The following is a 13,253-nucleotide window of genomic DNA, read 5'->3' as shown; positions in this document are numbered from 1 at the left end:
CCTCGGCGGGGGATGATGCGGGTGTGGTTGCTGATGCAGATGTGATCAATGTGAACTCTCCGGCCGAGTCTGCGGACCCGCAATCGGACGCCCCGACCGCTGCTGAGGCCGCGGGCCCTGCTCCCGAGCGGCCCGCGGCCCAGCAGCGTGCGTGGTCGATGCCCAAGGCCCCGGTGAACCGCCGGCAGGTCGACGAGTTCGGCCGCGCCGCCGCCAAGGCCTCGGTCCGGACCACATCGGCAGTCGCCAGGGCTGTCGCAGGTCTCGCGCGCTACGCCGCCCGTGCCATCGCCGCGATCTGGCGTGCCGTCGAATCGGTGCCGGCCACCCTGCGGTTGTTGGGCGTCCTGGCCGTCCTCATGCTGCTGGGCATCGTCGGGTCGATCGCCGCGGCCGGCACGCTCGGGATGATCTGCAGCGTCGTGGTCGTTCCGGTCTGCGCGATCGCTCTCGGCGCCCTCGGGCACCGCTGGTTCAACCGCAGCCCCGTCGCGCCGGCGGCCCTCGAGTCCGATCTGTCCCGCTCGGTTGTCTACGTGGACAGGAAGCTGACGCTCGCGCTCAACTCGCTGGGCTCCGAACGGCACCAGCAGGCGGTCATCGCACTCTTTCAGGCGAAGACGGCCGTCGAACTCGCGTTGGGCACCGAACAGGACGACGCCGACCGCGACGATGCGCCCGTCCAGGTCGACGCCTACCGCCTGCGGCCCCGTATTCAGGCCGGGCATGGCGCGAAAACGGCGATGTCAGAGAGCAATTCCCTGGCGGCTTCGTGAATTCGCAGCCGATCACCGGGCAGGTCGCACTGATCGAGGACGACTACACGCTCGTCATCAACCGGGGAGCAGAATCCGGGCTTGCCGTGGGCATGATCTTCGCCGTCCAGTCCGGTGCCGGTCAGGTGATCACCGATCCCGAATCGGGCAGGGAACTCGGCAGACTCGGCAGGGAGAAACTCCGGGTACGGGTGTTCGACGTGCAGCCGTTGTTCGCCCGCGCACACACCTTCGTCGACACCGCAGACTTCCGGGGTCTGCTCGAGCTCCCGTTCTTCGAACCACCGCACGAGGATGTCGTCACCGTCGACGTCGGGGACAGTGTCGAGCTCGTCGGTGGGCAGCGCGACGCAGACCAGATCACCGGGACGGATCGCGCTCTGTAACGCTTCGCCACCGAGACCACACTCCCTGTGCGTAACCGTTCAACGGATCGCAAGGGAGTCGGACATGACCGTCACGCAGGACGCACGATTCATCCGCGCCGAGTCGGCCCTCGCCGATATCGGCGGCAACGCCGCACGGTACGGACTGGTGGTCGTGCTGGGCTGGATCGGTGCGCTGAAATTCACCTCTTATGAGGCCTACGGCATCGAACCGTTGGTCGCCAACAGCCCGTTGATGAGCTGGGTGTACGACATTTTCTCGGTGACCGCGTTCTCATCGATGCTCGGTGTTCTGGAACTGGCGACCGCCGCGTTGCTCGCGGTCAAGCCCTGGCTGCCGCGGCTCTCGGCGATCGGCAGCGTGGTGGCAATCGGCCTGTTCGCCGCCACCCTGAGCTTCCTGTTCACCACACCGGGTGTCGGGGAGGCCTCGGCGGGTGGGTTCCCGGTGTTGTCGTCGACAGGGCAGTTCCTGATCAAAGATGTTGCTCTGATCGGCATCTCGTTGTGGACCCTGGCCGATGCGCTGGCCGCGGCACGTCGGCGAACCGGGCACGCAGGCCTGCGTTGAGTCCTACGATGATGCCGAGATGACAGTCTCGGCACCAGGCGAGGCCGCCCTCGTCGACGCGCTACGTCGCGGCCACGAGGCGGCTTTCGCCGCGTTGGTGGAGCGGCATACGCCGTCGATGCTGCGGGTGGCGGCCGGTTATGTGCCCAACCATGAGATCGCCGAAGAGGTCGTGCAGGAGACCTGGATCGCGCTGCTGAAGGGCCTCGACCGGTTCGAGGGCCGATCATCCTTGCGCACATGGCTGTTCACCGTCATGGTGAACATCGCGAAGACGCGTGGCGGGCGGGAGCGTCGGGATGCCGAGGTGCAGGTGCTGGCCTTCACCGGGGGCACGGTCGATCCGGCTCGGTTCCGTGAGGCGGGCCAGGAGTGGGCCGGGCACTGGAAGGAGCGTCGGGCGCCGGTGCCTTTTCCGGACACCCCTGAGGGCTCGGTCCTGCGTGACGAGCTGATTGCGGTGACCCGCCGCGAATTGGACAAACTGCCTGCGCGGCAACGAGAAGTGGTGACCATGCGCGATGTGCTGGGGATGGAGTCCGCGGAGGTGAGTGCGCTGCTGGAGATCAGCGCCGCCAACCAGCGCGTGTTGTTGCATCGTGGTCGCGCCGCGGTCCGGCAGGCGCTCGAAGACTATCTGAAGGAGTCGGCGTGAGCGATACGGAACCGATGAACTGCAACGAGTTGGTCGAGCTGGTGACCGCCTACCTCGACGGTGCGCTGGACCTGGACACCAGGGCGCGTTTCGATGTCCACGTGGCCGGGTGCGACGGCTGCGACCATTATCTGCAGCAGCTGCGGACGACCGTGGACACGCTCGGCAAGGTACGCGGCGACGAACTCGACCCGGCGTTTCGGGATCGGCTGTTGACCGCGTTCCGTGACTGGCGGTGACGCGCAGGTGAAAGGAACGGGCGGCGGCATCACCGAGGGCGTTTGGTGCAACGGCTGACGACGTTGCGTCTGTCAGAACAACTCGTGAGCCGACACCGGAGGCCCGATTGTCGCCGTCGGCTTGGCGGCGGGTTTCAGGTCCCGCGCAGAGCGGCGGTCAGCCATGCGTTCGATACGCGGTCGGGGTGACACCGATGCGCTGTTTGAAGGTGGTGGCGAAGTGGCTCGGGGAGGAGAAGCCGAGGGTCGCGCTGATATCGGTGACGCTGTCCTGCGTCGCAGACAGCAGCATTTTGGCCCGCTCGATGCGTTGCTCGATCAGGTACTGGTGCGGGGTGGTCCCGAAGGCCGCCGAGAAGGCGGGCAGGAAATTGGTGGCGGTCATGCCCACAGTGGCGGCCAGCGCGTCGAGATCGATGCGGTTGTCGAGTTCCGAGTGCAGGTAGTCGATGACGATCTGCTGGTCACGTCGATCGAGACCACGACCGCGCTGCGGGCGGTAGGCAGGTCTTGGCTGGGCGGGGTAGTGATCAGCGATGTGAAGTTGGAGCGTCTGCGCCAATGACTGGCGAAACAGCGTAGCTGCGGCTCCGTCTTGGTGGATTTGACCGGCGAGTCGCTCGACGAGTCGGTGCAGCAGTGTGTCTTGATAACCCACTCGGGGGGTCAAGCCACGGTCGCCGAATACAGATACAGGCACGGTGATTTCACAGAATCCGACCATTGCGCCCTGAGCGAGGGCGGCGTAGCGATGCTCGGCGGGGATGACCCATACATCGCCGACGCGGGGAAGTGCACGCCCTGATGGGCCGTTCTGGAACTCGATTTCCAGGGAGTTGAGATCACCGCGTCGGTGGATCACGAACACGTGATGGGGCTCTTGGAAGCACCAATCGGTGGGAGTGCTCACCTCTTCGGCCACGAAGCGGAGGTCCAGGCCCTGCAGCTGCAGGCCTCGTGCGGCGACGACATCGCGCGCGCTGCGTTCGCGTTGTCCGTCCCATACCTGCATCCGGCCCCCTGCTGCGCGCTTTTTTGAAAGTCGCTGATTCTTCGAAGGTATCCAGCAATTGCGCCACGATATCGTGCCGACCGCAAATCAAAAGAGGAGCTTCAATGTCCGATAACACCATCACCAGCAAAAACATCCTCGTAGCCGGCGGGGCGAAGAACCTCGGTGGATTGATCTCTCGAGACCTTGCAGCACACGGCGCGCGAGCTGTTGCGGTGCATTACAACAGTGAATCCACTCGCGCGGCCGCCGAGGAAACTGCCGCCGCGATCGAAGAGGCCGGCGCCACCGCACATCTGTTGCAAGCCGATCTGACCAGTGCCGCAGCGGTGAAGACGTTGTTTGCAGACGCTATCGGTGCGATGGGTTCGATCGACATCGCCATCAACACGACCGGGATGGTGATCAAGAAGCCCATCGCCGAGATCACCGAAGAGGATTACGACAGGATCTTCGCGATCAACGCCAAGACCGCACTGTTCTTCATCCAGCAGGCCGGCGTGCATCTCTCGGAGCGCGGGAAGTTGGTCACGCTGGTGACCTCGTTGCTGTCGGCCTACACCGGCCTGTATTCGATCTACGCGGGATCCAAGGCGCCAGTGGAGCACTTCACCCGCGCGGCGGCCAAGGAGTTCGGGGCGAGGGGAATCTCGGTCACCGCGGTGGCACCCGGGCCGATGGAGACACCGTTCTTCTACGGCCAAGAGTCCAAGGAGTCCGCGGAGTACAACCAGAACGCCGCCGACCTGTCGAAGTTCACCGATACCGGGTTGACCGACCCGAAAGATATTGTGCCGCTGGTTCGTTTCCTCGTCAGCGATGGATGGTGGATCACCGGCCAGACCATTCTTGCCAACGGCGGCTACACCACCCGTTAGCGATGACCCCAGCACGTGTATTGCGACCGATGAAGCGGTGTGCCGGCCGGGTCGTGTGTCATCAGCATCACGAGGGGGATGGTGATGATGGCGCGGCGCGGTACTGAGTCTTTGCGTGATAGAGGTGAGCGCGCCGAGGTCAGCGTGGTCGAGTTGTTCTTCGACCTGGTCTACGTCTTCGCCGTCATTCAACTCAGTCATGCTTTGTTGCATGATCTTTCGGCGCTCAATGCGCTGCACACGGTGGTGCTGTGGTTCGCGGTGTGGCTGGGTTGGCAGTACACGTGCTGGGTGACGAACTGGTTCGATCCCGATACACCGGCGATCCGTTCCATGCTGTTCGCCCTGATGGGTGTCGTGCTCGTGATGGCGGCGGCGATCCCGCACGCCTTCGATCATCGCGCGGTGATCTTTGCTGGGGCCTTCGTCTCGTTGCAGGTCGGGCGGACGGCGTTCGTTCTGCTCACGGTGGGCCGAGATCACGAGCTGTCCCCGAACTTCACCCGCATGCTGGCCTGGCTACTGGTATCGGCCGCCCTGTGGGTGGGCGGCGCATTCACCGAAGACTGGGTTCGGCTATCACTCTGGGGCGCGGCGGTATTGGTGGAGTACCTGGCCCCGATGATCGGCTTCGCTTTTCCCTTGCTGGGGCGATCGTCGACTCGGGAGTGGACCATCGACGGCGGCCATCTGGCGGAGCGCTGCCGGCTATTCGTCATCGTCGCATTCGGTGAAACGATCCTGAGCACCGGCGCGCAGCTCTCTGACCAGCCGCAGTGGAGCGCCCCGATCGTCATTGCGGCCGCGGTGGCGTTCGGCGGCGTGGTCGCGGCGTGGTGGATCTACTTCGGTACCAGCAGCGCCGACGGCAGTGCTCTCATCACCCGATCCGACGATCCCGGTCGCATCGGCGCCAAGTTCCACTACACCCACGTCGTGCTGGTCGGCGGCATCATCGTGTGCGCCGTGGCCAACGCACTCGTCTTGGCCGACCCGGCCGCCGAAATGACGGTGCAGGCCACCGTAGTCCTGGTCGGCGGGCCCGCGATCTACCTGCTGGGCAGTCTGACCTACCACCACGTTGTCTACCAGCAGATCGCGTACAGCCATGTCGGCGGCCTGGTTGCCCTCGCGGCACTCGCCGTCCTCGCGCCACTTACCGACCGCTTGATGATCGCCGGCCTAACCCTGGCCGTCCTTGCCACCGTTGCCGTGGCGCAGACGCTGATGCGACGCCAGCACCGCAGTCCCACCGGCCCGGGCACCCGAAAGCAGTCACCAGGGGCCGGTACGACCCTCTACCGGCCCCACACCTGAGCATCAAGTCCGCCGTGCACCCATCGAGGCCGCCGAACAGGAGAAATCGTGAAAAGCCGCATTGCCGTTGTGTATATCGTCGGCATCTGCGCCCTGGCCACCGCCTGCAGCCAGATGCCGGAGCCGACACCCACCACAGTCATCTCAACGAGCAGAGCCCCGGTTACAGCACCAGCGCCGCCGCCGAGCCCCACCCCGGGCATATCGGTAGGCCCGGCGGTGCCCGGCGTGAACGGAGCCGACGGGTCTACCGGCAACGACCTTTCGCCGCAATACTGCGCACAGAATGAAGACCCCGGCTGCCCGGTGGGAACCTATGTTGGTCCTGACGCCATCCCCAACCCCAACGGGGACGGGTCCTATGTGCCGTGCGAAGGAACGATCTGCACCAACCCCGATTACGGCGCAGGCCCCGACCCCGAACAGGGTGACGCAGGCGGCCCGGGCGACGATATCCCCGAACCCGGTCAGGACATCGGTCAGGACATGGAGTCTCCGTGACCGCACACGACGTCGACGCGCGATTCGGCGATGCCTCAAAAGACCCTGTGAGCCAGTACGACACACCGACAACCCCACGAGGAACGACCATGGCCTCCCCGCTGCGCCCGGAAGTACGCGCCCTTATCGACGCCGTCAACCTCGGCGACACCGACGCCTTCCTCGCCGCCTTCACCCCACACCTGAGTGTCGTCGACGACTGGGGGCGAAAGTTCCACGGAGCCCAGGACATCCGGAGTTGGAGTGATGCCGAGTTCATCGGAAAAGAGGTGAGGCTGAAGGTGATTCACTTCTACTCCACCGCGGACACCGAAGTCACCGTCATCGCGGAGGTCGGCGGCAACGGCTTCAACGGCCCCAGCACCTTCGCATTCCGGGTGGCCGACGACAAGGTCGCAGAAATGCAGATCACTGCCTGACATTCGATCTGACGGCGGCGACGGCCGCACCCCGGCTTCCCCGGCCGGGACAGGCTCACCGCTGCGGGCCGATTCAGTCGAGGCTCTGCAGGGGTCTTTCTCACACTCCTCGATAGGTCCACAGTCCCGACTGCGCCGTCGCGGTCGCGCGCTACGAAGACATGCTGCGCCCTGTCGCCGGGGTTCAGTCCGTCACGGTGAGCGGCAGACTGACGAAACCGCCACGGCCGGTCACCGCCAGCAGGTAGCGACCGTTCACGGGCACGGGCAGTTTCAGCGGGTAGAACACGAATCCGATCTCACCGCCCAGGCTGGACTCGGGGGCGTCGAACTGCACGTCGAGCGCCCCGCCGACCGGATCGGTGAAGCGGACGTCGATCGTCGCGGACTGATCGGATGGCTCGGGCTGGATCAGCACCACCAGGACCGGCTCGACGAGGCGTTGCGGTCCCGCCTGGCACGACGTGATGACCCCGCCCTGCACGTTGAGTTTGTTGTCGACGACCGAGGCGGATTCGGCGAGCAGGGCGCCGGTGACGATCATCGCTCCACGGTAACCGTGAACGCAGGTCCGTGTCCGGTGGTACCGAGACAGCATCGCAATAGTACAGAAAGCGATGTACTATTCCGGGATGCGAACTCTCGTGCATACCGACGCCCTGGCCCGATTCGGCCATGCGCTCTCCGACTCCACCCGCGCCCAGATACTGCTCACCCTGAACGAGGCGCCCGGCTACCCCTCGGAGCTCGCGGAGCGGCTGGGGGTGTCGCGTCAGATCCTGTCCAACCACCTGGCCTGTCTGCGTGGCTGCGGGCTGGTGGTCGCCGTACCGGAGGGGCGGCGCACCCGCTATGAATTGGCCGACAGTCGTATCGGCGATGCACTCACCGATCTGATGGGCCTGGTGCTCGCCGTCGACCCGAACTGCTGCTGCGCCGGGGTGGACGGCACCGGGTGCGGGTGCTGCTGATGGGCCGGGAGCGCGTCCTCGCGCCGGGACGCCGGGCGGTGTTGGCGAGGCGGATCCGCTGGTTCGTCGCGGCGACGATCGGCTACAACGTGATCGAAGCGGTCGTGGCGCTGACCGAGGGTGCGCGGGTCTCCTCCAGTGCGCTCATCGGTTTCGGGCTGGACTCCGTGATCGAGGTGTCCTCGGCGGCCGCCGTCGCGTGGCAGTTCTCCGGCCGAGACCCCGAGGCCCGGGAGCGGACCGCGCTGCGGCTCATCGCCTTCTCGTTCTTCGGTCTGGCGAGCTTCGTGGCGGTCGACGCGGTGCGCTCGCTGCTCGGAGGGCAGGAGGCGCGGCACACCACCGTCGGCATCGCGCTTGCGGCAGTGAGCCTGGCCGTCATGCCGGTGCTGTCGTGGGCGCAGCGCCGCGCCGGCCGTGAACTGGGTTCTCTTTCGGCGGTGGCCGATTCCAAGCAGACGCTGTTGTGCACCTATCTGTCGGGTGTGCTCCTGCTCGGTTTGGTGCTCAACAGTGCGTTCGGTTGGTCGTGGGCGGATCCGGTGGCTGCCCTGATGATTGCCGCCTTCGCGGTCAAGGAGGGCCGTGACGCGTGGCGTGGCGACACCTGCTGTGCGCCGATTCCCGAGACCCGGTGCTGCGACTGAGTCGGTGGCCTTAACGTTGCGCCATGAGCTTCTACGAGGTCATCGAAACGGTCGGCAAGGTGATCGATGGGATCGGGGTGGCGGTGATCGCGCTGGGTGCGATCATCGCCGGCGTCGTGACGGTCCGCAAGATGCTGGGCCGCTCCGGCGATGCCTACCGGTTCTTCCGGGAGCAGCTGGGTCGCTCCATTCTGCTCGGCCTGGAATTCCTGGTGGCCGCCGACATCATCCGCACGGTCGCGCTGACACCCACCTGGCAGAGCGTGTCGGTGCTGGCCGGGATCGTGTTGATCCGGACCTTCCTCAGCTTCTCCCTCGAGGTGGAGATCAGCGGCCGGTGGCCGTGGCAGCAGAAGGTCAAGCCGGCAGATGATGTTGTCCCGCAACGGGATTAGCTCATGTGGGTGACGGGGCGCGGTAACCGCACACCGTCGACCACGATGTCCACCTTCTCGTTGTAGAACGCGACCAGCCCGGCGATCCTGGCGACCGCGCCGAGCGGATACTGGTACATCCACGCGAGGTCCGCGTGGACCGCGTCGCCCACGTGCACCGACCAGTAGGCCGAGGTGACGCCCTTGTACGGGCAGGTGGTCTGTGTCCGGCTGGGTTGCAGATACTGCATCGAGACGTCGGTGGGATCGATGTAATACCTTGTCGGCAGGCCGGTTTCGAAGAGCAGGACCGGGCTTCGGGTCTCGGCCAGCACAGCACCATCGAGTTCCACCCGGACGTGACGGTGCGAGCGCAGGGCGTCCAGGCGCGCGTACGGGCTGCGGGGATGGCCGTATATCCGCTCGTCCTCCTCGAACCATTCCACGCTGTCCCATTCGAAGCGCACCAGCCCGGGCACCAGCCCGTCACCCTCGTCGAACACACGGGCCGCCGCCGTGTGCACCTGGCCACCGGCATGCAGCGAATGCGTCCGGAACGCCCCGAACTGGGCGCGCTGGGAGTGCTGGTCATCGACGAGCACCTGCGTGCTCACATCCCCGACCGGCACGTAATAGTGCGGGTAATAAGGGATCTCCCACACATAGCGCGCGCCGAGAGTGTCGAAGACCAGCTCCCCGCCGGCGTAGCCGCGGACCCGCCGGGGGCAGGGCTCGACCCGCCCGCGCTCGGTGGCAGGCTGCGGATAGTCCCGTTCCGGTGTGTTCATCTCTGGTTCCTTCCTGCGATCGGCGCCCGCGTCCAGCGGTGCAACAACCAGGCCGCCGGCACCGTCATCGCCGTGGTCACCAGGAACAGTCCCGGCATCGATCCGGTGAACGTGGGCCAGCGCAGCACCTCGGCCATCGCGAACTCCATCGCGATCACGTGCAACAGGAAGATCTCGTACGAGATCTCCCCCAGCCACACCACCGGGCGGGCACTGAGCAGTCGTGCGTAGCCACTTCCCGGATCCAGCACCAGCGGCGCCAGCAGCCCGACGGCGACCACCGCGTAGAGGATCGTCCTGAGTACCCGCTGCCAGGGTTCGACTTCGATCACGGTGACGTCACCGGCGATCGGTAGTGCCACCACCAGCAGCGCGGCCACCGCTATCGGTACCGCGAGATAGGCGCGACAGCGCGTGCCGAGCACCTGCAGCACCACCAGCGCCATGCCGCCCACGAAGTAGATGAGGTGCGCGGGCAGCCAGATGGTCGCCGACGGCGGCAGCACGTCGGTGATGGTCGGCAGCAGCAGCCACACCGGCGTCACGGCGCCCAGTACGGCCAGACCTGCCAGCAACAGACCCGGTCGCCACGCTCTGCGGCACAACACTGTCAGCAACAGCCCGGCCAGCAGTGGCAGCGCCGCATAAAAGGCGACTTCGACTGCCAGGCTCCACATCTGGGTCAGCCCCTGGTGCATCTCGGCGTAGTAGAGCGGGGGGTAGATCTGGGTCAGCGTGAGGTGCTTGAGCAGTCCGAGCCAGCTGTGGCCGGGGTTGGGCCCGGCGGAGCGGAACTCATAGATCGCGAAGGCGATGAGCACCGTGATGACATACGCCGGTGCGATGCGACGCACCCGCCGACGGGCGTAGCGGCGCACCGAGGGGTCGGGTGTTCCCTGCGCGGTGGCCAGCACCCAGGGCCGGAACAACAGGTAGCCCGACAACACGAAGAAGATCGGGACGCCGACTTCCAGGCGCGCATAGAGCTGGCCGAGATAACCGTCGTCGAGGTGGCCGGTCCCGAAGGCGGCGTGGGTGGCGACGATCAGCAGGGCGGCCAGTGCGCGCAACCCGGTCAGCGATGCCACCCGATTCATGGCGGCGCGGTCGGTCACCGGCGAATCGCCTGTCGCACGCATTACCCGTCCAGCGTACGGCCGACGCCCGCGTCGTCGGCAGGGTTCATGACGCCGGCAACGCCGCGGACAACCGGGAGAGCACATCGAGATGGGCGTCGACGGTGGCGAGCCCCGCGCCCATGGTGTTGATGGACAGATGTGAGGCGCCGGCCTGCGCCCAGGCGACGATCTCGCGCCGCGTCGCATCATCGTCGCCGCGCCACGCGACGCGGCCCTCCATGCCGATCGCGGATGGATCGCGGCCCGCGCCCTCGGCGGCCTCGGCGAGCACCGCGCGGGCGTGGTCGAGCCCCGGCCCGGGTGACATCATCGGGAACCAGCCATCGGCCACTCGGCCCGCGCGCCGGTAGCCCGCGTCGGACGCCGAGCCGATCCAGACCGGGATCGGTCGTTGCACCGGCAACGGTGCCAGGCCCGCGCCGGTGATGCGGTGATAGCGGCCGTCCACCGTCACCGATGGTTCGGTCCACAGCCGGCGCAGCACGGCTATCTGTTCCTCCGAGCGCCGACCACGGTTGCCGAAGTCTTCACCGAGCGCCTCGTATTCCACGGCGTTCCAGCCGATTCCGATGCCGAGCCGCAGGCGGCCGGCGCTGAGCAGGTCGACCTCGGCGGCCTGCTTGGCGACCAGTGCGGTCTGGCGCTGGGGAAGGATGATCACCCCGGTGACCAGTTCGACCGTCGTGGTGACCGCAGCCAGGTAGCCGAACATCACCAGCGGCTCGTGGAACGTGGTGTGCACGTCATAGGGCCCGGACCAGTCGGCGTGCACGTGCGGGTCGGCGCCGACCACATGGTCGTAGGCGAGGATGTGGCTGAAGCCCAACTCCTCGACCCGTTGGCCGTAGGCGCGCACCGCACCGGCATCGCCGCCCAGTTCTGTCTGGGGAAAAACCACACCGATCCGCATATCTACACCGTATCCGGACCGTGACCGGGGGTTTTCGACACGCCGAATTGGGTGCGGTGCTTCGGTCGGCGCTTCCGTTAGAAATAATGTCATATTTGAGAAGGGTCGGGTGAATGTGAGTACGGTGCGCGGCGGAAGAATATTCCAACGCCGCAAATTAATGCGCGCGGCGCTGGCCGCCATTGTCTCCGGACTCTGCGTCGTCGCTCTGATCTCCACTCCGACCTCGCAACGGCACCGTCAGGTGTTCACCGACAACGTCGCCGTCCTCAGCAATACAGCCACCACACTCGGCTTCGCTGACTCCCAGGTCTTCTTCTACAACGACGCCGAAGTCGCCGCCACGGTGCAGCGCTGGGTGCAGAACAATATCCGCACCGTGCGCATCGGCATTCCGTGGGCCGGCGTCGAGGCGCTCCAAGGCCGCTACGACTGGTCGAAGTCCGACCGGGTTGTCGCTGCGGCGGCGGCGGCAAACATCTCCATCATCTGTGCGATCACCTCCAGCCCGTGGTGGGCCAAGGCGTGGAACGCGCTCCCGCCGCACGGCCGTCCCGCCTCGCCGGACCAGTACGGGAAATTCACCGCGAAAGTCGCGGAGCGGTACAAGGGCAAAATTGCGGCATACGAGATATGGAACGAACCCAATGGTGTATTCGGATATCACCCGGCACCGGATCCGTCCGGATACACCGATCTGTTGAAGGCCGCCTATCCGCGGATCAAAGCCGTCGATCCGGCCGCCATTGTCGTCGGCGGGGTGCTGGGGTCCGGAAAGAGCTGGGGCTCGTGGACGATTGACCCGGTCACGTTTCTGACCCGCATGTACGCCGCGGGTGCGCAACCGTTCTTCGACGCGTTGTCCTATCACCCGTACAGCTACACCATGAAATTCTCCCAAGGCATGCTGCAGGCGGATTCCCCGTTGGATCAACTGGTCCGGATGCGCAGGGTGATGCTGGACCAGGGTGACGGTCCCAAGAAGATCTGGGTGTCCGAATACGGTGCTCCCACCAACCGGGTGAACGAGGCGACGCAGGCGGCCTTCATCTCCGACATGATCAGCACTTGGCAGGAACTTCCGTACGCCGGTCCGCTGATGCTCTACACGACAAGGGATCTCAACAGCTCCAGCCGCTCCGATGATGACCGGTTCGGTCTCTACCGGTCGGACTGGGTGCCCAAGGCCGCACAGCAGGTCGTGGCGTCCCCACCCGGAGTCGGTGTGAACTATCAGCGGTTCGCCGCCTTCACCGATCCCAGCTTCGGGGAGGTGCTCAGCCCGGTCTACACCGGCCCCTTCAAGGTGCCGACGCAGCTGCGCACCCTCGGCACGCTGTGGGAGATTTCGCCGGGCACGATCGTGGCGTCCCCGACGCCGGTTGCCGATCTGGTGCGTAAGAAGAAGATCCTGCCGAAGACGACGTTCAGAGACGGCTATCAGGATTTCGGTGGCTGGCAGCCGTTCCGGGTCTGGTACTCGCCGGAGACCGGCCTACACACCGCAAGTGTGGAGTTCGCCAAGAAATGGGTGCCGGAGCTGGGGTTGGCGACGTCCTCGGAGAAATGGGTCAACGGCGCCACCAGGGTGATGTTCCAGCGCGGAGTCATGACCTGGCGGCCGTTCGTGGGCGTCAAGGTGTACCGCTCCCAGTAGCCCGGTCGTCAGC

Annotated in this window: 17 protein-coding genes and 1 pseudogene; 13 read left to right on the top strand and 5 right to left on the bottom strand. The window is 65.9% G+C overall.

Translation table 11 applies throughout. The features are described 5' to 3' along the window. Positions 1-23: 23 nt before the first annotated feature. The 5 genes from C6A86_RS22400 (at position 24) to C6A86_RS22380 (ending at position 2,627) form a co-directional block, all read left to right on the top strand. Positions 24-776 carry a hypothetical protein gene (locus tag C6A86_RS22400; protein ID WP_233213149.1) on the top strand — a complete coding sequence of 251 codons (753 nt, stop codon included), beginning with the start codon at positions 24-26 and terminating at the stop codon, positions 774-776. Then, entirely contained in the window at positions 773-1,162 is a 390-nt protein-coding gene (locus C6A86_RS22395; protein WP_199196329.1) for a hypothetical protein, read from the top strand. Before C6A86_RS22400 ends, C6A86_RS22395 begins: the two co-directional genes overlap by 4 nt. A gap of 64 nt (positions 1,163-1,226) precedes the next feature. Continuing rightward, positions 1,227-1,733 carry a YkgB family protein gene (locus C6A86_RS22390; RefSeq protein ID WP_105365052.1) on the top strand — a complete coding sequence of 169 codons (507 nt, stop codon included), beginning with the start codon at positions 1,227-1,229 and terminating at the stop codon, positions 1,731-1,733. Positions 1,734-1,752: 19 nt separating this feature from the next. Next, positions 1,753-2,388: an RNA polymerase sigma factor gene (locus C6A86_RS22385; RefSeq protein ID WP_105365067.1), complete on the top strand. Its 636-nt coding sequence runs from the start codon at positions 1,753-1,755 to the stop codon at positions 2,386-2,388. Between the two features lie 14 nt (positions 2,389-2,402). Beyond that, on the top strand, positions 2,403-2,627 hold the full coding sequence (locus C6A86_RS22380; RefSeq protein WP_105365068.1) for an anti-sigma factor: 225 nt from the start codon (positions 2,403-2,405) through the stop codon (positions 2,625-2,627). Positions 2,628-2,784: 157 nt separating this feature from the next. Here the strand turns inward: C6A86_RS22380 and C6A86_RS22375 are convergent, their stop codons facing one another. Next, a complete protein-coding gene (locus tag C6A86_RS22375) occupies positions 2,785-3,639 on the bottom strand; it encodes an AraC family transcriptional regulator (protein ID WP_105365053.1) in 855 nt (284 codons plus the stop codon). Positions 3,640-3,743: 104 nt separating this feature from the next. On the opposite strand from C6A86_RS22375, the gene C6A86_RS22370 reads away from it, so the two are divergent. The 4 genes and pseudogenes from C6A86_RS22370 to C6A86_RS22355 all read left to right on the top strand — a co-directional run bounded on the left by C6A86_RS22370 (position 3,744) and on the right by C6A86_RS22355 (position 6,754). Beyond that, positions 3,744-4,517: an SDR family oxidoreductase gene (locus tag C6A86_RS22370; RefSeq protein ID WP_105365054.1), complete on the top strand. Its 774-nt coding sequence runs from the start codon at positions 3,744-3,746 to the stop codon at positions 4,515-4,517. A gap of 78 nt (positions 4,518-4,595) precedes the next feature. After that, positions 4,596-5,834, top strand: a complete 1,239-nt coding sequence (locus C6A86_RS22365) for a low temperature requirement protein A (RefSeq protein ID WP_311100870.1) — start codon at positions 4,596-4,598, stop codon at positions 5,832-5,834. Between the two features lie 213 nt (positions 5,835-6,047). Then, a pseudogene (locus C6A86_RS22360) lies at positions 6,048-6,335 on the top strand (hypothetical protein); the annotation flags it as partial. 89 nt (positions 6,336-6,424) lie between these two features. Continuing rightward, positions 6,425-6,754 carry a nuclear transport factor 2 family protein gene (locus C6A86_RS22355; protein WP_105365055.1) on the top strand — a complete coding sequence of 110 codons (330 nt, stop codon included), beginning with the start codon at positions 6,425-6,427 and terminating at the stop codon, positions 6,752-6,754. 184 nt (positions 6,755-6,938) lie between these two features. Here C6A86_RS22355 and C6A86_RS22350 read toward each other — a convergent pair whose 3' ends face one another. Further along, complete coding sequence (locus tag C6A86_RS22350; protein WP_105365056.1) at positions 6,939-7,298, bottom strand: hypothetical protein; 360 nt, start codon at positions 7,296-7,298, stop codon at positions 6,939-6,941. Positions 7,299-7,386: 88 nt separating this feature from the next. On the opposite strand from C6A86_RS22350, the gene C6A86_RS22345 reads away from it, so the two are divergent. The 3 genes from C6A86_RS22345 to C6A86_RS22335 are packed head-to-tail and all read left to right on the top strand — an operon-like array spanning position 7,387 to position 8,767. Beyond that, the gene (locus C6A86_RS22345; RefSeq protein WP_105365070.1) at positions 7,387-7,725 is read left to right on the top strand and encodes a helix-turn-helix transcriptional regulator; all 339 of its coding nucleotides are present in this window, start codon (positions 7,387-7,389) and stop codon (positions 7,723-7,725) included. Further along, entirely contained in the window at positions 7,725-8,372 is a 648-nt protein-coding gene (locus tag C6A86_RS22340) for a cation transporter (protein ID WP_105365071.1), read from the top strand. The genes C6A86_RS22345 and C6A86_RS22340 overlap by 1 nt, the downstream gene beginning before the upstream one ends. Positions 8,373-8,395: 23 nt before the next feature. Then, positions 8,396-8,767, top strand: a complete 372-nt coding sequence (locus C6A86_RS22335; protein ID WP_105365057.1) for a DUF1622 domain-containing protein — start codon at positions 8,396-8,398, stop codon at positions 8,765-8,767. Here C6A86_RS22335 and C6A86_RS22330 read toward each other — a convergent pair. From C6A86_RS22330 to C6A86_RS22320, 3 genes are read right to left on the bottom strand one after another with little or no spacing between them, the layout of a single operon-like run. Beyond that, the gene (locus C6A86_RS22330; RefSeq protein WP_105365058.1) at positions 8,764-9,534 is read right to left on the bottom strand and encodes a DUF427 domain-containing protein; all 771 of its coding nucleotides are present in this window, start codon (positions 9,532-9,534) and stop codon (positions 8,764-8,766) included. The two genes, C6A86_RS22335 and C6A86_RS22330, sit on opposite strands and share 4 nt — an antisense overlap. After that, a complete protein-coding gene (locus C6A86_RS22325) occupies positions 9,531-10,673 on the bottom strand; it encodes an acyltransferase (protein ID WP_199196331.1) in 1,143 nt (380 codons plus the stop codon). Before C6A86_RS22325 ends, C6A86_RS22330 begins: the two co-directional genes overlap by 4 nt. 43 nt (positions 10,674-10,716) lie before the next feature. Beyond that, entirely contained in the window at positions 10,717-11,583 is an 867-nt protein-coding gene (locus tag C6A86_RS22320) for an LLM class F420-dependent oxidoreductase (RefSeq protein WP_105365059.1), read from the bottom strand. Positions 11,584-11,743: 160 nt separating this feature from the next. Between C6A86_RS22320 and C6A86_RS22315 the strand changes: the two genes are divergently transcribed. Then, positions 11,744-13,240, top strand: coding sequence for a cellulase family glycosylhydrolase (locus C6A86_RS22315; protein WP_311100869.1), 1,497 nt, complete (start codon positions 11,744-11,746; stop codon positions 13,238-13,240). Positions 13,241-13,253 lie beyond the last annotated feature (13 nt).

The sequence above is a fragment of the Mycobacterium sp. ITM-2016-00316 genome (assembly GCF_002968335.2).
GTDB lineage: Bacteria > Actinomycetota > Actinomycetes > Mycobacteriales > Mycobacteriaceae > Mycobacterium.
This window is presented reverse-complemented; position numbering and strand designations above follow the sequence as displayed.